Source organism: Dactylosporangium sp. NPDC051087 (assembly GCF_055586325.1).
In genome coordinates this window covers 416,741-434,085 of the sequence record NZ_JBVJIJ010000001.1, presented here as the reverse complement: position 1 = coordinate 434,085, position 17,345 = coordinate 416,741, and the positions used below count along the sequence as shown (strand labels likewise).

Annotated in this window: 18 protein-coding genes and 1 pseudogene; 14 read left to right on the top strand and 5 right to left on the bottom strand. The window is 70.2% G+C overall.

From position 1 onward, the window contains the following. Positions 1 to 270: 270 nt before the first annotated feature. The 5 genes from ACZ6TV_RS02025 to ACZ6TV_RS02005 all read left to right on the top strand — a co-directional run bounded on the left by ACZ6TV_RS02025 (position 271) and on the right by ACZ6TV_RS02005 (position 3,965). Positions 271 to 1,059 (top strand): hypothetical protein, encoded by a 789-nt coding sequence (locus ACZ6TV_RS02025; RefSeq protein ID WP_465294329.1) that lies wholly within the window; start codon positions 271 to 273, stop codon positions 1,057 to 1,059. 38 nt (positions 1,060 to 1,097) lie between these two features. Further along, positions 1,098 to 1,985: an MEDS domain-containing protein gene (locus ACZ6TV_RS02020; RefSeq protein WP_465294327.1), complete on the top strand. Its 888-nt coding sequence runs from the start codon at positions 1,098 to 1,100 to the stop codon at positions 1,983 to 1,985. Further along, positions 1,982 to 2,905 carry an anti-sigma factor RsbA family regulatory protein gene (locus ACZ6TV_RS02015; RefSeq protein ID WP_465294325.1) on the top strand — a complete coding sequence of 308 codons (924 nt, stop codon included), beginning with the start codon at positions 1,982 to 1,984 and terminating at the stop codon, positions 2,903 to 2,905. Before ACZ6TV_RS02020 ends, ACZ6TV_RS02015 begins: the two co-directional genes overlap by 4 nt. 215 nt (positions 2,906 to 3,120) lie before the next feature. Next, entirely contained in the window at positions 3,121 to 3,636 is a 516-nt protein-coding gene (locus tag ACZ6TV_RS02010) for an NUDIX domain-containing protein (RefSeq protein ID WP_465294323.1), read from the top strand. Positions 3,637 to 3,779: 143 nt separating this feature from the next. Continuing rightward, positions 3,780 to 3,965 carry a hypothetical protein gene (locus ACZ6TV_RS02005; protein WP_465294321.1) on the top strand — a complete coding sequence of 62 codons (186 nt, stop codon included), beginning with the start codon at positions 3,780 to 3,782 and terminating at the stop codon, positions 3,963 to 3,965. A gap of 111 nt (positions 3,966 to 4,076) precedes the next feature. Here the strand turns inward: ACZ6TV_RS02005 and ACZ6TV_RS02000 are convergent, their stop codons facing one another. After that, on the bottom strand, positions 4,077 to 6,170 hold the full coding sequence (locus ACZ6TV_RS02000) for a carboxypeptidase regulatory-like domain-containing protein (RefSeq protein WP_465294319.1): 2,094 nt from the start codon (positions 6,168 to 6,170) through the stop codon (positions 4,077 to 4,079). Positions 6,171 to 6,375: 205 nt separating this feature from the next. Here ACZ6TV_RS02000 and ACZ6TV_RS01995 point away from each other — a divergent pair, with 205 nt between their 5' ends. From ACZ6TV_RS01995 to amcA, 5 genes and pseudogenes are all read left to right on the top strand, one after another. Continuing rightward, complete coding sequence (locus tag ACZ6TV_RS01995) at positions 6,376 to 6,729, top strand: sterol carrier family protein (RefSeq protein WP_465294317.1); 354 nt, start codon at positions 6,376 to 6,378, stop codon at positions 6,727 to 6,729. Between the two features lie 183 nt (positions 6,730 to 6,912). Then, positions 6,913 to 8,472, top strand: coding sequence for an amidophosphoribosyltransferase (gene purF / locus ACZ6TV_RS01990; protein ID WP_465294315.1), 1,560 nt, complete (start codon positions 6,913 to 6,915; stop codon positions 8,470 to 8,472). Between the two features lie 57 nt (positions 8,473 to 8,529). Then, on the top strand, positions 8,530 to 9,684 hold the full coding sequence (gene purM / locus ACZ6TV_RS01985; RefSeq protein WP_465294313.1) for a phosphoribosylformylglycinamidine cyclo-ligase: 1,155 nt from the start codon (positions 8,530 to 8,532) through the stop codon (positions 9,682 to 9,684). Between the two features lie 147 nt (positions 9,685 to 9,831). Then, positions 9,832 to 10,933: pseudogene (gene amcB, locus ACZ6TV_RS01980) on the top strand (cyclophane-forming radical SAM peptide maturase AmcB); the annotation flags it as partial. A gap of 33 nt (positions 10,934 to 10,966) precedes the next feature. Further along, on the top strand, positions 10,967 to 11,104 hold the full coding sequence (gene amcA, locus ACZ6TV_RS01975) for a multiple cyclophane-containing RiPP AmcA (protein ID WP_442788709.1): 138 nt from the start codon (positions 10,967 to 10,969) through the stop codon (positions 11,102 to 11,104). Positions 11,105 to 11,242: 138 nt separating this feature from the next. Here amcA and ACZ6TV_RS01970 read toward each other — a convergent pair whose 3' ends face one another. Both ACZ6TV_RS01970 and ACZ6TV_RS01965 read right to left on the bottom strand, forming a co-directional pair. After that, positions 11,243 to 11,473: a DUF3073 domain-containing protein gene (locus ACZ6TV_RS01970; RefSeq protein ID WP_203849284.1), complete on the bottom strand. Its 231-nt coding sequence runs from the start codon at positions 11,471 to 11,473 to the stop codon at positions 11,243 to 11,245. Positions 11,474 to 11,670: 197 nt separating this feature from the next. After that, on the bottom strand, positions 11,671 to 12,729 hold the full coding sequence (locus ACZ6TV_RS01965) for a Glu/Leu/Phe/Val dehydrogenase dimerization domain-containing protein (RefSeq protein ID WP_465294310.1): 1,059 nt from the start codon (positions 12,727 to 12,729) through the stop codon (positions 11,671 to 11,673). Positions 12,730 to 12,828: 99 nt separating this feature from the next. Here ACZ6TV_RS01965 and ACZ6TV_RS01960 point away from each other — a divergent pair, with 99 nt between their 5' ends. Together ACZ6TV_RS01960 and ACZ6TV_RS01955 are read left to right on the top strand one after the other, a co-directional pair. After that, positions 12,829 to 13,668: a DUF8083 family protein gene (locus ACZ6TV_RS01960; RefSeq protein WP_465294308.1), complete on the top strand. Its 840-nt coding sequence runs from the start codon at positions 12,829 to 12,831 to the stop codon at positions 13,666 to 13,668. A 730-nt stretch (positions 13,669 to 14,398) separates the two neighbouring features. Then, the gene (locus ACZ6TV_RS01955) at positions 14,399 to 14,608 is read left to right on the top strand and encodes a BldC family transcriptional regulator (protein WP_033365012.1); all 210 of its coding nucleotides are present in this window, start codon (positions 14,399 to 14,401) and stop codon (positions 14,606 to 14,608) included. Positions 14,609 to 14,728: 120 nt separating this feature from the next. On the opposite strand, the gene ACZ6TV_RS01950 is transcribed toward ACZ6TV_RS01955, so the two are convergent. Next, the gene (locus ACZ6TV_RS01950; RefSeq protein WP_465294305.1) at positions 14,729 to 15,109 is read right to left on the bottom strand and encodes a PPOX class F420-dependent oxidoreductase; all 381 of its coding nucleotides are present in this window, start codon (positions 15,107 to 15,109) and stop codon (positions 14,729 to 14,731) included. A 102-nt stretch (positions 15,110 to 15,211) separates the two neighbouring features. On the opposite strand from ACZ6TV_RS01950, the gene ACZ6TV_RS01945 reads away from it, so the two are divergent. After that, on the top strand, positions 15,212 to 15,910 hold the full coding sequence (locus tag ACZ6TV_RS01945; RefSeq protein WP_465294303.1) for a glycosyltransferase family 2 protein: 699 nt from the start codon (positions 15,212 to 15,214) through the stop codon (positions 15,908 to 15,910). Positions 15,911 to 15,916: 6 nt separating this feature from the next. After that, on the top strand, positions 15,917 to 16,360 hold the full coding sequence (soxR, locus tag ACZ6TV_RS01940; RefSeq protein WP_465294301.1) for a redox-sensitive transcriptional activator SoxR: 444 nt from the start codon (positions 15,917 to 15,919) through the stop codon (positions 16,358 to 16,360). Here soxR and ACZ6TV_RS01935 read toward each other — a convergent pair. Further along, positions 16,341 to 17,291: an NAD(P)H-quinone oxidoreductase gene (locus tag ACZ6TV_RS01935; RefSeq protein ID WP_465294299.1), complete on the bottom strand. Its 951-nt coding sequence runs from the start codon at positions 17,289 to 17,291 to the stop codon at positions 16,341 to 16,343. The two genes, soxR and ACZ6TV_RS01935, sit on opposite strands and share 20 nt — an antisense overlap. Positions 17,292 to 17,345 lie beyond the last annotated feature (54 nt).

Below are 17,345 nucleotides of genomic sequence, written 5' to 3'. Positions count from 1 at the left end.
CAATTTGCCGACAAAAGGGTTGACAACACCACCTCATCGGCGTTGATCAACGTTCTCAGATCAGCAACATGCTTCCGTGAAGTCACACAAAGTGACATCGGATGTCGGACAATCAGAGAGTGGTTAGGCTTACCTAATCGCGGTATCGTGAGCGCTTGGCATGCACGTCTGGGGGTACACACCGGTGGTGAGCACCGCACACACGCAGTCGGCGAGCGCCGCTCCGCGGCGTCACCGCAGCGTGTCCCCCTGCTCGATCGGCGACCCAACGTGACCGCCCTGATCAGCCCCACGGCTGTCGACCCCCTCGCGCCGGTGGTCGCCACCCTGGCCCAGATGGGGCTCAGGCACGGAAAAGAATCACTCCAGGGGCTGTCGACCGGGCTGCTCTCCCACACCCCCGGCTGGCGCGGCGCCGGGGAGATGCTGACCCCCGGTGGGGTCGGCGAGTGGCTCGCCGCCGCCGCCAGGCGCTGGGACGCCCAGCCGCACGCGGCCGCCGCCCTTGCCTGGAAGTGCTACTCGTACTGGCTCGCGCTGCCCGCGGTGGTCGGCTTCACCGGCTCGCGACGGGTGCCGCTGATGACCCCGGACCACGTGCTGGTCCGGTTCTCCGACCGGCAGCCCTTCCTGACCCTCGCGCTGCGCCGCCCGGTCACCGCCGTCCTCGCGACCGACCCGATCGTCGCCACCGAGACCCACGGGCTGCTCATCGTCGAGGACGAGGAGGAGCTGCTGGGCGTCATGCGGCGCTCGCTCGTCGACGCGCACCTGGACCCGATGCTCGACGAGGTACGCAAACAGGCGCGGCTCGGCCGGCGGACCCTCTGGGGCTCGGTCGCCTCCGGCGTCGCCTACGCGATCTCCCGCGGCTACGTCGCGCCGGCCCCCACGGTCCTGTCCACGGCGCACCGCGTGCTGTCCGCGCTCGGCGCCGACGACCTCGTCGACCTCAGCGAGCGGGACGGGGGCGGCCTGGACATCAGGCGCCGCACCTGCTGCCTCGCGTTCACGTTGCCCACCCCGAAGGTCTGCTCCACCTGCTGCATCCGCTCCTAGGGGTCTGCGAAACATCATTTCCGGGGCTTCTGGGTAAGTTGAGGGGCATCAACGACAGCTTCTCCACCAAGCACACCGGGCACGTCCGCCTGGGCGATCACCTGTGCCTGCCGTTCGCGAGCGATCTCGAGCAGCGCGAGGTGGTGTCCGCCTACATCGCCGACGGCCTCGTCCGTGGTGAGCGGGTCCTCTACTTCTCCGACCGGACCGCTCCCGGCGCCATCGACGCCTGGCTCGACCCGCGCGGCGTCGACGGTGCCCTCGCGGTCGCCCGCGGTCAGCTGGAGATCCGCCCGACGGCCGACGACCACTTCGACCCCGGCGCCGTCGTCGACAACATCAGGGACGCGGTCCGCGACGCCCGCGCCGCCGGCTTCCAGGGCCTGCGTCTCACCGGCGAGATGAGCTGGGCGCTGCGCACGCTGTCCGACACGGTCCGGCTGCACGAATACGAGTCGGAGGTGGCGTCTACCGTCACCGGCTCCGGCGATCTCGCGGCGATCTGCCAGTACGACGAACGCCTCTTCGACAAGGTCGACTTCTCCGGTCTGGTGGCCCTGCACCCGGGCGTGGTGCGCATCGACCCGCTGCACGACGACCGCCGCCTGCGCATCGTGCCCACGCATTCGCCGCGCGGCCTGCGCATCGTGGGCACCGTCGACGAGTCGACCGCCGGGGCATTCGGCGAGGCGCTCGCCCACACCGCCGGGTGGCCCGAGCCGATCGTCGTGATCGACCTCGCCGAGCTGCGCTTCATCGACGTCGCCGGCATCCGCACGCTGGTCCGCGCCGCCGAGGCGCTCCCGCCGGACCGCGCGCTGCACATCCGCCACCTGGCCCAGACACCGCACAACGTGCTGCGGATGGCCGGCTGGGACCCCACGCCCGGCCTGATCATCGGGGATGCGGGGGTGCCGGCGACATGACCCTGATCCACCAGGCGTTGCTGTTCGACTCGCCTGAGCAGTTCCTCGCGGCGGCCGTGCCGTTCATCGTCGAGGGCGTGCACCGCGGCGACACCGTCCTCGCCGTCACCTCCACCGGCAACACCGACCTCCTGCGCGAGCGGCTCAACGGGGCCGCCGACCAGGTCACCTTCCTCGAGCCGGCCGGCTGGTTCGACTCCCCCGGCCGCACCCTCGACGCGCACCACCGCCGCATCGACGCCCTCGCCGGCGACAGCGCCTTCCTCCGGGTCATCGGCGAGCCCGTCTGGGCCGGCCGCGACGACCTCGAGACGTCCGAGTGGGGCCGGTACGAGTCGATCGTCAACGTCGCGCTCGCCGACTCCCGCGCGTGGGTCATGTGCGGCTACGACAGCAGCACCCTCGCCGGCACGATCCTCGAGGACGCCCGGCGCACCCACCCCCGGCTCGCCGTCGGCACCGCCAGCGAGATCAGCGTCGACTTCACCGAGCCCGCGTCGTACTACGAGGCCCGGAACACGCCGCTCGCGCCGTACCCGACCGGCGGCGTCGAGTGGATCCCCATCCATCCCGACCTGGCGCCGGTGCGGCAGTTCGTCGCCGACCACGCCCCGCGGCTCGGCGTCGCCGAGGGCCGGATCGACGACTTCGTCCTCGCCGTCAACGAGATCGCCACCAACGTCCTGCGCCACGGCGGGGGCAGGGGCGAGGCCCGCATGTGGGCGACCGACCGCCGGGTCATCTGCGAGATCACCGACACCGGCACCGCCACCGGCAACTTCCTGGGCTTCCTGCGCTCCGACCCGCACTCCGAGCGCGGCCACGGCCTGTGGATCGCCCGGCAGATCTGCGACCTGCTGGAGATGCGCACCGGTCCGGCCGGCACCACGGTCCGCCTGCACATGCGCCGGGCCGGTTAGCCCGGCCGTCCTTTTCGTGGGTCTCATGGGGGCGGTGCCCCGCGCGGGCACCGCCCCCAGTCCCGCGTACTACCCCCAGCGCGCGGGACCCGTTGCAGTGAGGGCCGGTCCGATCGGCCACCACCTCCCCCCTCGGTTGACGCCCAGTAACCTTTGCATTACGCAAGATGCGTTCACCATCAGCAGACCGGCGTACCCCATTGGATGGACACTGCATGGACTCTGAGACCGCGTCGTTCTTCGCCGGGGAAGGCCCGCCCGAGGCCGAGTTCAACCCCGGCATCGCCCGGCGCATGGCCCACAAGACGGTCGCCGCGGGCGCCCTGATCAGGGATTCCGCGGACCGGATCCTCTTCGTCGTGCCCAACTACAAGCCCTACCTCGACCTGCCCGGCGGCATCGTCGAGACCGGCGAGTCCCCGTCCGCCGGCTGCCGGCGGGAAGTACTCGAGGAGCTCGGCCTCGACCGGCCCACCGGCCGCCTCCTGGTCGTCGACTGGACGCCCGGCCGGGGCCCCTGGAGCGACCAGGTGCAGTTCGTCTTCGACGGCGGCGTCCTCGACCCCGCCGAGGTGGTGCGCCCCGCCGCCGACGAGCTCGACGGCTTCCGGTGGCTGCCGCTGGAGGCCGCCACGATCCGCGCGTCCCTGCGCCGCCGGTTGTCGCTGGCATTGACGGCGCTCACCACCGGTGAGCCCGTCCACGCCGAGATGGGCCACCGCTACCGGTAGGTCTACTCAACGCACCGGTCTTACCTACTCGCCTCCTTCCGGGGGAAGCTGACCAGTGCGGGAGGTGAACCGTTCGCATGCTGACGATCGCGTGGCCGGACGCGCACACTCTGTCGCGTGACTTGGTTCATTGAGGAAGCAGCATGATCGGCCACACGCCCCGCCACCGGGAGCCCGGCCCCACCGCCAAGATGCTGCGCAAGGTGCGCTGGCTCCGGGTGATGCACCCGCGCCCGTCGACGAGCCTGGACGTGAGCCTGGACGCGGGCATGGATCCCGCGTGCGTCTCCCGGCCCGCGGCGGTCGCGTTCCACACCCACATCACATAGGGCACGGACGGGTCGGGGGCGCCGGTGCGACGGAGCCCCCGACCCGGTCGGTCGCCGATATGAGAAACGGCGCCCACTCGGGGCGCCGTTCTCGTCATGTACCGGGGTGGGTCAGTCGTCCAGCCAGTCCAGGGACCGGCGGTTGTTGCCCGACGCGCCGCCGCGAGGTGCACCCTGCGGGTCGCCGTAGCCGCCGCGCTGCTCGTAGTTGTTGTTGCCGGCCGCGCCGCGGGCGCCCTGGGGGTCGCCGTAACCGCCGCGCTGCTCGTAGTTGTCGTTGCCGCCGTCGTACCCGCTGCCGGCGCGCGGGGGCTCGGGGACGCGCTCGTAGCCGTCGCGCTCGTATCCGGCGGCCGGCTCGTAGCCGCCGCGGCCGGCGTACGGGCCGTCGTAGTCGCCCTGGGCGTTGTAGCCGTTGCCGGCGCTCGGGCCGTAACCGCCCTGACCGCCACCGTTGGCGCCGCCGCCGGGACCGTAGCCGTCGCCGCCCTGGCCGCCGTAGCCGCCCTGGCCGCCGCCTGCGCCGTAACCGCCCTGACCGCCGCCCTGGCCGTAACCGCCCTGGTCGCCGCCCTGGCCATAGCCGCCCTGGTCGGCTCCGTAGCCGTTCGCGCCGCTGCCGCCGTTGTACCCGCCGCCGTAGCCGTTCTGGCCGGACTCGGCCCCGTAGCCGTTGGCACCGCCGCCGGCACCGTAGCCCGCGCCGCCGCCCTGGCCGCCCTGGCCGCCCTGGCCGCCCGCGTAGCCGTTGCCGGCGCTCGGCTCCCAGCGCTGGGTGGAGTCGGCGTAACCGCCGCCGCCACCGCCACCGTTGCCGCCGCCGTAGCCGGCCTGGTCGTTGTAGCCGCCGCCGGCGCCGTACTCGGGGCTGTAGGGGTCGACCGCCGGGCGGGACGACGGGCCGTAGCCCGCGCCGGCCGAGGGGGCACCCTGCGCGAAGCCCGCCTGGTCGTTGTAGCCGCCGCCGTTCGCGGCGCCGTAGCCCGCACCCGCGGCGTTCGCGCCGTAGCCCGAGCCGGCCCGCGGCAGCGGTGCGCCGTAGGGGTCCGGCGGGACGTCGTAGTCGTTGACGCGGCCGGGCCGCACGATCGCGGTGGCGTCGTTGGCGGCGCCCCGGTTGATCATCGTGGGCGCGCCGCCCATCGCGCCGACCATCGTCGGGTCGGCCTGGGCCTGCCGGTAGCCGGGGCGTGCGCCGCCACCGCCGCCGCGCCGCGGGGCCGGCTCCTCGTCGAGGTCCTCTTCGTCGTCGTCACCGCGACGGCGCAGGAGCAGCACGATCGCGACGATGCCGAAGATGACCAGGAGCGCGCCGAGCGCGATCAGGATGTAAGAGGAGAGGCCGCTGCCACCGTCGCTGGAGGTGCTGGTCGTGTTGGCCGCGTTCGGCGCCGCCGACTGCGAGTCCTCCCCGACCGGCGTCGACTCGTCGGCGCTCGGCGGGATCATCGGCGACGCGGTCGAGCCGACCGGCACGATGGCGATCCGCTGGTTGGTGGCGCCCTTACCGGCCTGCACCGAGACGGTCTTCGAACCCGCGTCGTACCCGTTCATCGTGACCGCGAGGGAGATGTTGCCGGGCGCGATCGGGTTGGCCTCGGTGCCGAGGAAGCGGTACTGGCCGGCATCGTTGGTGGTCGTGGTGCGGCTCTTGCCGGCGCCGTCCTCCATGGAGACCGAGGCGCCCTTGAGGGCCTTGCCGGTCGTCGAGTCGTTGACCGTGCCTGAGACCTCGGTCACGGTGTTCGACGCGGGCTGCGTCGCCGCGGGGCCCTTCAGGTTCATCGTCACCTTGCCGCCACCGGTGAGGCCAGGGGCGGTGATGGTGGCCTGAAGGCCGTTCATGTTCGTGCCGGCCTGCAGGGTGCTCGGGTTCTTGGCCTGCACCTGGAAGGTGACGGTCTTGTCGCCGGACTCGGGCACGTCGACGTCGTTGCACGTGACGGAGGTGCCACCGGAGTCGCAACCGTTGCCGTTCGACCTGACGGTGAGGTTGCCGTTGCCGGAGTCGATCGAGATCGAAACGACCGCGTTGTCCTGCGGTCCGCCCGTGAGCGTCACCACGATGTTCTTCGTGTCGCCAGGGTTGATGTCGAACGAGCCCGGGGACACGCTTGAGGAGACCGCCGCGAAGGCCGGTGTCGCCACCGTGCCGACCAGCGCGCCCGTCACCAGTACGGCCGCCGCCCCTGCGCGGAGCAGCAAGGCTCGTCGGTGGGTAGTCACGTCCACACCCCTCCGGATCTTGACTTCACCCGAGCGTCTCTGCCGAGCATGTCTGTCGATGGTCCAACATGCGAGCGGGGCTCGCTTTGCATGGTGCGCCGCAGCAAACTATGCCTTGTCCACAGGGGTCGGCGAAAGGCGCAGGGTGTTGCGACCGGCCCACACCCGGTCGTATTGTCCGGGCATGTCCACTCCGCACCGATATTCCGAAACGGTGCAAACCGTCCTTGATGCGATGGATGCCGGAGTCGCGCCGGACCGGTTCGCGCTGCGTGACGCGGTGCGGGAGCTCCTGGCTGACCTGCGGTCCCGTGTTCCCGGCCGTTCGGTGGAGGTGCGGGTTCCTCCATACGGTGCGATTCAATGTGTCGAGGGTCCGCGCCATACGAGAGGTACACCACCCAACGTCGTGGAGACCGACCCCACCACCTGGCTCGAGATCGCCACGGGTCGGAAATCGTGGCATGAAGCAGTCACCAGCGGGAAGATCCGCGCCAGCGGAGTTCGTGCTGATTTATCTGGCTATCTGCCCTTGTAACTGCGCGATTCGCGCACAACGCCGACTACGAACAGCGCACGAACTGTGGCTGTGCGTCAAGCCAAATTCCTCGCGTACACTTTGGGACGCGAAGGCGACCGAATTCCGGCGCCTATCAGGTCGGATTCCCCTCGACCCACACCGCCGACAACCCTCAGCAACTGCGACGACAGGAGCGGCAACGTGCCCCGAGGCGATGGCCGGTTGAGCCACGAGCTCGACCCCCAGCGTCCAGGTCCACAGGACAAGTGCGGTGTGTTCGGCGTCTGGGCGCCGGGCGAAGAGGTCGCGAAGATGACCTACTACGGGCTGTATGCGCTGCAGCACCGTGGCCAGGAAGCGGCCGGCATCGCAGTGTCCGACGGCTCAGGCGTGGTGGTGTACAAGGACCTCGGTCTGGTGTCGCAGGTCTTCGACGAGCCGACCCTGGCGAGCCTTCACGGGCACATCGCCATCGGCCACGCGCGCTATTCCACCACCGGCGGGTCCAACTGGGAGAACGCGCAGCCCACGCTGCGTTCGACCGCCCCCGGCGAGGACCGCGGCGGCACGACGATCGCCCTGGCGCACAACGGCAACCTGGTCAACACCGCCGAGCTGGCCCGCCGCGTGGCCGAGCTGGGCGACCGCGACCAGATGAACTCCACCAACGACACCGCACTGGTGACGGCGCTGCTCGCGGCCCGCCCCGACCTGTCGGTCGAGGCCGCCGCCATGGACGTGCTGCCGACCCTGCAGGGCGCGTTCTGCTTCGTCTTCATGGACGAGGACACCCTGTATGCGGCGCGCGACGTCAACGGTGTCCGCCCGCTGGTCCTCGGCCGGCTCGAGCGCGGCTGGGTGGTGGCGAGCGAGACCGCCGCGCTCGACATCGTCGGCGCCAGCGTCGTGCGGGAGATCGAGCCCGGCGAGCTGATCGCGATCGACGAGCACGGCCTGCGCTCGACGCGCTTCGGCACCCCCGACCCCAAGGGCTGCCTGTTCGAGTATGTCTACCTGGCCCGTCCCGACACGACGATCGTCGGGCGCAACGTGCACGCCGCGCGCGTGGCGATCGGCCGCACCCTCGCCAGGGAGCACCCGGTCGAGGCCGACATGGTCATCCCGGTGCCCGAGTCGGGCACCCCGGCGGCGATCGGCTACGCGACCGAGTCCGGCATCCCGTTCGGCCACGGCCTGGTCAAGAACGCCTACGTCGGGCGCACCTTCATCCAGCCGTCCCAGACGATCCGTCAGCTGGGCATCCGGCTCAAGCTCAACCCGCTGCGCGACAACGTGCGGGGCAAGCGCCTCGTCGTGGTCGACGACTCCATCGTGCGCGGGAACACCCAACGTGCGATCGTGCGTATGCTGCGAGAAGCTGGCGCAGTCGAAGTGCACGTCCGCATCTCGTCGCCGCCGGTCAAATGGCCCTGCTTCTACGGCATCGACTTCGCCACCCGGGCGGAGCTGCTCGCCAACGGGCTCGACCTGGAAGGGATCCGCCGGTCGATCGGCGCCGACTCGCTCGGCTACGTGTCGCTGCCCGGCCTGATCGCCGCGACCGAGCAGCCGGCCAACCGGCTGTGCAGCGCGTGCTTCGACGGTCAGTATCCGATTGAACTGCCGGCCGACAACGTGATCGGCAAGCACGTCCTGGAAGGTGTGGCGCGCGCTGCGGGGGCCGCTTCCACCACGACGGACGGCGGCGCGATCAGCGTCGCCGCCAGTCCGGGCGGCTCGGGCGCACTGCTGCGCCCGTGACCCGCCCACCCGTAGCACCATGCGGTGGTCGCCGCCAAGGCAATCAAAGGGGAGAAAGTGACGCACGTGGATGAGCGCGCCGAGAAGGCCGGTGAGACCGGCCAGGGCAGCACCCCCGAGCGGCAGTTGTGGACCGCCGGCAACGGCAGGAGCCGCAGGCGCACCGTGACGTATGCGGACGCGGGCGTGTCGATCCACGCCGGCGAGAAGGCCGTCGAGCTGCTCCGCACCAAGGTGCACCGCACGCACCGGCCCGAGGTCATGGGTGACATCGGCGGGTTCGCGGGGCTGTTTCGGCTCGACCTCAAGAAGTACAAGAGCCCGATCCTCGCCTCGTCGACCGACGGCGTCGGCACGAAGCTCGCCATCGCCCAGGCGATGGGCATCCACGACACGGTCGGCATCGACCTCGTCGCGATGGTCGTCGACGACCTGGTGGCCTGCGGCGCCGAGCCGCTGTTCCTGCTCGACTACATCGCCTGCGGCGAGGTCGTGCCGGACCGGGTCGCCGAGATCGGCGCGGGCATCGCGGACGGCTGCCGCTACGCGGGCTGCGCCCTGCTCGGCGGCGAGACGGCCGAGCACCCGGGCGTCATGCGCCCCGACGAGTACGACATCTCCGGCACCGGCGTCGGCGTCGTGGAAGAGGACAAGATCCTCGGCCGCGACCGGGTCGAGGTCGGCGACGTCGTCATCGCCCTGCGCTCCACCGGCCTGCACTCCAACGGCTATTCGCTGGTCCGGCACGTGCTGCTCGGCGCCGGCCGGATGCGGCTGGACAGCGTCATCGACGAGTTCGGCTCGCAGCGGACCCTCGGCGAGGAGCTGCTCACCCCGACCCGGATCTACGCCAAGGACTGCCTCGACCTCATCACCGAGAGTGAGGTCCACGCGTATGCCCACGTCACCGGCGGCGGCATCCCGGGCAACCTGGTCCGTGTCCTGCCGGAGAACGTGGACGCCGTCGTCGACCGCTCGACCTGGCGGCCGCAGCCCATCTTCGACCTCGTGCGCACCAAGGGGCGCATCGACGACATGGAGATGGAGAGCACCTTCAACATGGGCATCGGCATGCTGACCGTCGTCTCCGCCGAGGACGCCGACCGCACCCTGGCGTTCCTCGCCGGCCGCGGCCTGGACGCCTGGCAGGTCGGCGAGGTCATCGAGGGCACCGGCCAGGTGCAGATGGTCGGCTCGCACACGCGGGGCTGACCACTGTCGCTGTCGGAATAGGCGGGATTTGGGGAAATCTCGCCTATTCCGGTCACCGGGGGTCTTACCGCAGCGCTGCAAGAGACCTAGGCTGAGGCGACACGTCCCTACACCCAAAAGGAGGACGGGGCGGTGTCGTGGAGCGGCATGCGGGGCATCTCGCAGATCCCAGGTTATGTCGTGATGCAGCCCACGACGTTGTGCAACCTTGACTGCACGTATTGCTACCTGCCATTCCGGTCCCGCAACGACCGGATGAGCCCCTCGACCGCCGCCGCGGTGGCGGCGTCCGTCAACGGCTGGGCCGCCGGCAACGACCGCTTCTCCGTGGTGTGGCACGGCGGCGAGCCCCTGGCAGCGGGCCGGGCCGCCCTTCTGGAGCTGATGGCCCCCTTCGAGGGCGTCGAGCATCACGTGCAGACGAATGCCACGCTCATCGACGACGACTGGTGCGACTTCTTCACCGAGCACCGGATGCACGTCAGTGTGAGCGTCGACGGGCCACCCGACCTGAATGATGAGCGGATCGATCGGGCGGGCTCCCCGGCGTACCAGCGGATCCAGCGCGGCATCGAGACGCTGCGGCGCCGCGAGATCCCCTTCTCGGCGCTGTGCGTCGTGAAGGCCCCCGCGCCGGGCCTGGCCACGCGGCTCTACGACTACTTCCTCGGCCTCGGCTGCGACGTCCTCGGGATCAACATCGAGGAGCAGGAGGGCGTCAACGCGCGCGACAACGACTTCGGCGCCGGCGCGGTCCGCGCGTTCTGGGCCGAGCTCGTGGCGGCGTGGCGGCGCGACCCGCGCATCCACGTGCGGGAGATCGAGTGGACGCTGCGCTACGCCGGCGCGGTCCTGTCCGGCGGCGCCGACGGTGTCCTGCCCGCGGCGCTCGACCCGATCCCGACGATCGCCGCCGACGGCCGGGTCTTCCTGCTCTCACCCGAGCTGGCGGGCTTCACCGACGCCCACTACGGCGACTTCTCGTCCGGCAACGTCCTGGAGACGCCGCTGTCCGCCATCCTGGCCGGCGCGGCGGGCTCGGCCGGATGGGTGCCGGAGTATCTGCGCGGTGTCGAGGCGTGCCGCTCGACCTGCCCGTACTTCGGCTTCTGCGGTGGCGCCCACGCGGCGAACCGCTACTTCGAGCACGGCAGGTTCGACGGTACGGAGACGAATCACTGCCGGAACAGCAAGATTTGCCTTCTGGAGGGAGTGCTGGACCATGCCGGAGCACGCTGACCCGGTCACCGAGCGCGTCCACGGAGCCGCTGACGGCCTTCGTGTGCTGCTCGATGAGGCCGCCGTGGCAAGGGCCGCCCGCTCAGAGGCGAGTGGTGAGGACGGCGCGAACGCCGTCTGCGCCTGGAACCACTTCGAGAACATCCCGACCTTCTACAACTGGAACAACCGTCCCCGTTGAGGGTTGCTCCAGAAGCGTCAGGCTACGTCTGAACACCCGCGCGGTGAGCCGTCGAGAGAACGGCCACCGCGCGGGTGTCTCGGACATGACGCGGGCACGTGGGGTCGCCACGTGCCCGTCAGCCGGGTAGACCGATGATCAACGACTCCGTGAGCGCCAATCGCTGTCGCTGGAGGAGTCGTCGTAGTTACCGTCGTCCTCGTCGTCGGCCTCATCGTCGACTTGCTCGCCGGAACCGGCGTAGTCGTCGTAAGACTTCGGGCTGCCCGCGAGCTCGCGCTGCAACGCGTCGAGGTCGGTGTTTGGGGAGTGATACTTCAACTCCCTGGCCACCCTAGTCTGCTTGGCCTTCGCACGGCCGCGCCCCATGGCTCGACCCCCTCGCACAGAATTACGGGGCAGCCATTACCGGCAGGCCCCGACAACGTCAGGCATCTCTCGTGGCTCTTACGGTACATGTCGAGGGCACCTTTCGGCATCTCGCCCCTACCGACCAATTCGGTGGCGTTGCTTACCCGACCGGACCGGTTGGGTAAGCACCACCGTCGTACCGTGGTCGTCACGTCCTACAACAGGATCGTACGGAGCCTTCCGACGTCGGCCATCCGCCGTTCGGCGAGTCGATCGGCCGCAACCGCCGGTGGGACCCGCTCGGCCTCCGCGAGCTGCAGAATCTCCCGCGTCGTGTGGAAGATCCTGGACGCCCGCTGCTGGGCCCGGGCGAAGTTGAAGCCCTCGATCTCGTCGGCCACCTGGATGACCCCGCCCGAGTTGACGACGTAGTCGGGTGCGTAGAGCACGTCCCGCTCGGCGAGCAGCTTCTCCACCCCCGGGTGAGCCAGCTGGTTGTTCGCCGAGCCGGCGACGATCTTCGCCTTCAGCGCGGCCGCGGTCTCGTCGCTGAGCGCACCACCGAGCGCACACGGCGCGTACACGTCGAGATCCGCCGCGACCAGAGCCTCGTTGCTGTCCAGGACGTCCACCTGGGGATAGGTGGCGCGGACCCAGTCCACGGCCCGCTCGTCGACGTCGGTCGCGACGACCGACGCGCCGTCCTCGATCAGGTGCTCGGTGAGGTGCTTGCCGACCTTGCCGAGACCGGCGATGCCGACCCGCCGGCCGGCGAGCGTGGGACTGCCCCAGCGGTGCTCGGCGGCGGCCCGCATGCCCTGGAAGACCCCGTAGGCGGTAAGGACCGACGAATCACCCGCTCCGCCGTGCGACTCGGAGCGTCCCGTGACGAACCTGGTCTCCTTCGCCACCACGTCCATGTCCTGCACATACGTGCCCACGTCGCACGCGGTGAAGTAGCGGCCACCCAGCGACTGCACGAACCTGCCGTAGGCGCGCAGCAGCGCCTCGCTCTTGTCCTTCTCCGGGTCGCCCCAGATGACGGCCTTGCCGCCGCCGAGGTCCAGACCCGCGAGCGCGTTCTTGTACGCCATCCCGCGCGACAGCTCGAGCACGTCGTGCAGGGCGTCGTCCTCCGACGCGTACGGATAGAACCGGGTCCCGCCCAACGCGGGACCGAGCGCCGTCGAGTAGATGGCGATGATCGCGCGCAGGCCGGACGGCCGGTCGTGGCAGTAGACGACCTGCTCGTGGCTGGTGGTGAAGACACCCATGGATGCTCCTGTGTCGGTGGGGGGCCCGATCCTCGTGAGACGGCGCCTGTATACCGACCCTAATACCGACAGACGACTGTTTCGTGCGACGATCGGGCCGTGCCGTCGCTCTTCGCGTCATACCTGCGGGTGTACGAGCCGCTGGCCGCCTTCGACCGCGACCACCAGCTGTATTGGCGTCGCTACGTGAAGGAGGGCAGGGCCGTCGCGCTGTCCGACGGCCCCGGCCGCCAGCGGACCGCGGTCATCGAGGCGCTCGGCGCCAGCTGGACCCGGCTGCCCGACCTCCCCGACGAGGCCTATGTCCTGGAGGCCGACGACACGCTCCTCGTCTGCCCGTGGAATCTGCGCATCCGGGTCGCCGAGGCGGCCCTCACCGCGCGGGACGGCGTGCCGAGCGTGATCGCCGACGCCTTCGTCCCACCGGCCCTCGCCGGCCTCGCCCAGACCATCGTCGACGACTGGCGCAGCGGCGACCACGTCCTGGAGCGCGGCATGCCCCGCGTCCACGAGCAGGTCGCCACGTGGGGGGTGCCGCTGCGCTGGTTCGTCTTCGTCGACCTGGAGGAGCGGGAGCTGTCGCTGCGCCCCGGCCGCCGGGTCCTGCGCTACCGCACCGAGATCTCCAAGGCCCGCCGCCGCGCGCACCGCGCCTATGCGGTCCTGCGCCGGGCCATCGGCGACGCGCCGATCACGGTGGCGGTCGAGGAGACGGCGCGCTGGCTGGAGGAGTTCCACTCCCGCTCGATCGTCGAGCTGGACTACGGCGGCCTGGTCAGTCTCCTGCCCGACGAGACCCTCGTCGAGGACGACTCCCCGGGCCTGGTCTCGGCCGGCCTGTCCAGCGTGGCCCGCGGCGACGCCGACGAGGCCACCGAGGTCTACGAGAAGCTCGTCGAGCGCTGGCGCGCGGTCCAGCTCCTGGAGCGCTGCAACTAGCCACCGCCCCCTCCGCATGATCCGGCCCGCCGCGCAGGGACGCTCTTCGGCCGGGTCGGCGCTCGGGACGATCGGTCGAGGTCCGCGCCCACCCGGCCGCCTTCGACCGGGGCATCCCACCCGGGCCGCCTTCGCCGAGGCATCCCACCCGTCCGGCCTGCCCTGGCCGGCTCCTGTCGCCGCCTGTCGCCGCCCGGTTGGTCCGCACGACTCCGGCCGGTCCGCAGTCGGGCGCTGCTCGATCCGTGGAATAACGGCACGATGACCGGTCGAGGCGCTCGGCATGACCTTGGCCGCGCCCGTGGGTGGCCGCGGGCCGCGAGCCCACCCGGAAATCACCCGCCGGACCACCCCTCGGCGGCTCCCGTCGGGGCATAGCTTGGTGTGGATGTCCGAATCCGGGCATCCCCGAACGGGTGTCACCCTTCGCAACCGAATCGCTCCGAAGGGGTGTCCGTTATGGGTTATTGGGAGGACTTTGTGGGCTACCGCTCACCCGGTCGGGTGAGCTAGATTCGTATCTGCTCACCCACAGAGCGTCACATCCGGTCCCGCTTTATCCCATTTCGTGTCATCAAATTGGGAAAATTCACTTATTCATCATCCGTCCATACAGGGACCTTCAGCCGTTCGGCCCATGTCGGACATCGGGGACTAGCCGGACCATAGGAAACGCGTCGGCCGGCGGGACCCCGTCCGACGTTCCTGGGTACCTGTGGAGGAGTGACCGATGCCATCTCGCACGCATGAGCCTGAGCCGTTGCTAACGCCGGCTGAGGTCGCGTCGATGTTCCGCGTCGACCCGAAAACCGTCACCCGATGGGCGAAGGCGGGCAAGCTGAGCGCCATCCGCACGCTCGGTGGGCACCGCCGCTATCGCGAATCCGAGGTGCGCGCCCTGCTCCAGGGGCAGATCCCGCAGCAGCGCCAGGGCGACTGAGGCGCAACCCTACCTCGCACCCTCCTCCGGTGCCAAAACAACACGCTTCTGCACAAGCAACGCGCTCGGATCGTCACCCCCCGGTGATCCGAGCGCGTTGCTTTGTGCGGGTCCGGCCGTTCAGACCAGCGTGATCCGCACCCCCACCGTCCCGTCCGCGCCCCGCCGGCGGACGCTCATCCAGACGAAGAGGCGGCCGCGCAGGCCGTACTTGCGCTTGATGAGCTCACGGGCGGTCTTCCCGCCCTCGGCGTCGAGGATCGTCGCGTGCCCCGGCACCGCCTCGCCGGTCGGCACGCCCCGGACCGTGCACGGCGCGACCGTCACCTTGCCGTCCCGGCGGATCCTCTTGACCTTGCCGGAGTCGCGGACGGTCCAGACCATCAACGCCCCGTCCTCCGGCGCCACCCACACAGGCGTCGACACGGGAGTGCCGTCGCGGCGGAATGTCGTCACCGCGATGTACGCTTCGTCGCCCAACTGCTTCGCTGCGCTCGTCATACGCGACACCGTACGAGGTCAGCGACCCCCAACGCGGAATCACACGCACGGGTGATGGGAAGCTAGTCTGATGGTCCCAGCCCGAACCCTTCGGAGATCGTGATGAAGCTGTCGATCCTGATGCCGGTCTACAACGAGGAAGTCCGCGTCGCCGACGCCGTGAAACAAGCGCTGGACGTGAACTACCCGACCGAGACCGAGCTGGTCATCGTCGACGACGGTAGCCGGGACCGCACCGCGGAGATCCTCAACGGGCTGCACGACGAACGCATCCGCGTCGTCCTGCACCCACGCAACAAAGGCAAAGGCGCGGCGATCCGCACCGCGGTCGAGCACGCCACCGGTGACTACATGGTCATCCTCGACGCCGACCTCGAATACGACCCGCAGGACATCCCGAAGCTGCTCGAACCCGTCCTCGACGGCCGCGCCACCGTCGTCTACGGCAATCGCACCTTCGGCAGCCACAGCTCCTTCTCGTTCTGGTACGTCATGGGCAACAAGGCCGTCACGACCGCCGCCAACATGCTGTACAACTGCTACCTCGGCGACCTCGAGACCTGCTTCAAACTCATGCCCGTCGAGCTCTACCGGTCGCTGCAGATCAAATCCGCCGGGTTCGGCATGGAAGCCGAGGTCACCGGCAAGCTCCTGCGCAACCGGCACCGGCCCTACGAGGTCCCGATCAGCTACCGCGCCCGCACCCGCGAAGAGGGCAAGAAGATCACCTGGAAAGACGGCGTCGAAGCGCTGTGGATCCTCTCCCGCGAGCGCGTCCGTAAGCCGTCCAAAAAGCGCTGACCCCGCATGGCTGAGCTCCTCACGATCGGCGAACTGTCGGCGCGCAGCGGGGTCGCCCCCTCCGCGCTGCGGTTCTACGAGAAGCTCGGCCTGATCGCCTCCACCCGCACCGGCGGCAACCAGCGCCGCTACGAGCGCACCGTGCTGCGCCGGGTCTCGTTCATCAGGATCTCCGCCCAGGTCGGCATCCCCCTCGAGACGATCAAGGAGGCGCTCGCCTCGCTGCCGGCCGGCCGCACCCCGACCCGCACCGACTGGGCCCGCCTGTCCCGCAACTGGCGCGGCCACCTCGATGAGCAGATCGCCCTGCTCGAGCGGCTCCGCGACACCCTGACCGGCTGCATCGGATGCGGCTGTCTGTCGCTGCGCAGCTGCACCCTCGCCAACACCGCCGACAGGCTCGCCGCCCGCGGCCCCGGCCCGGTGATCCTCACGGCCGGGTCAGAATGATCTTCCCGAGGTGTTCGCTGGACTCCATCAGCCGGTGAGCGTCGGCAGCGTCCGGCAGCGGCACCCGGCTGTGCACCACCGGACCGATCAACCCCTCGTCGATGAGGGGCCAGACTTCCTCCCGTACACCTCGGATGATCGCCGCCTTCTGCGCCGGCGTCCTGGAGCGCAACGCCGTCGCGAACACGCTGCCCCGCTTCGCCAGCAGCGCCCCGAGGTCGAGCTCCGCCTTCCTGCCGCCCTGCATCCCGATCACGACCAGGCGGCCACCCTCGTTGAGCGCCTTCACGTTGCCCTTGAGATAGGCGCCGCCGATGATGTCGAGGATGACGTCGGCCTTCACGGTCTCGCTGAAATCCTCGGCCGTGTAGTCGATCACCCGATCCGCGCCGAGCCTCGTCAGCGCCTCATGCTTCGCCGCCCGCGCCGTCGTCACCACATGCGCGCCGAGAGCCTTGCCCAGCTGCACCGCGAACGTGCCGATCCCGCTGCCGCCGCCGTGGACCAGCAGCGTCTCCCCCGGCCTGATCCCGGCCACCTCGACGACGTTGGAGAACACCGTCGCCGCCACCTCGGGCAGCGCGGCGGCGTCGTCGAGACTGACGTTCCTCGGTACCGCCAGCAACTGCCCCGCCGGAGCCACCGCCAGCTCCGCGTAGCCACCACCGGAGATCAGCGCGCACACCTCCTGGCCGACGTGCCAGTGCTGCGCCTTCGACTCGACGATCCGGCCGGACACCTCCATGCCCGGATACGGCGGCGCCCCCTCAGGCGGCGGATAGAGCCCCTGCCGCTGCAGGAGATCAGCACGGTTGACACCCGCCGCCCGCACCTCGATCAGCACCTCGTCGTGCCCGGGCACCGGATCGGGGACCTCCGTCCACCGCAGTACCTCAGGACCACCAGGCTGCTCGATCGTGATCGCGCGCATGGCGTCCATTTTGCGCTACGGCGTGACCGCCGTTTGATCCTGCCTCTGCTCTGA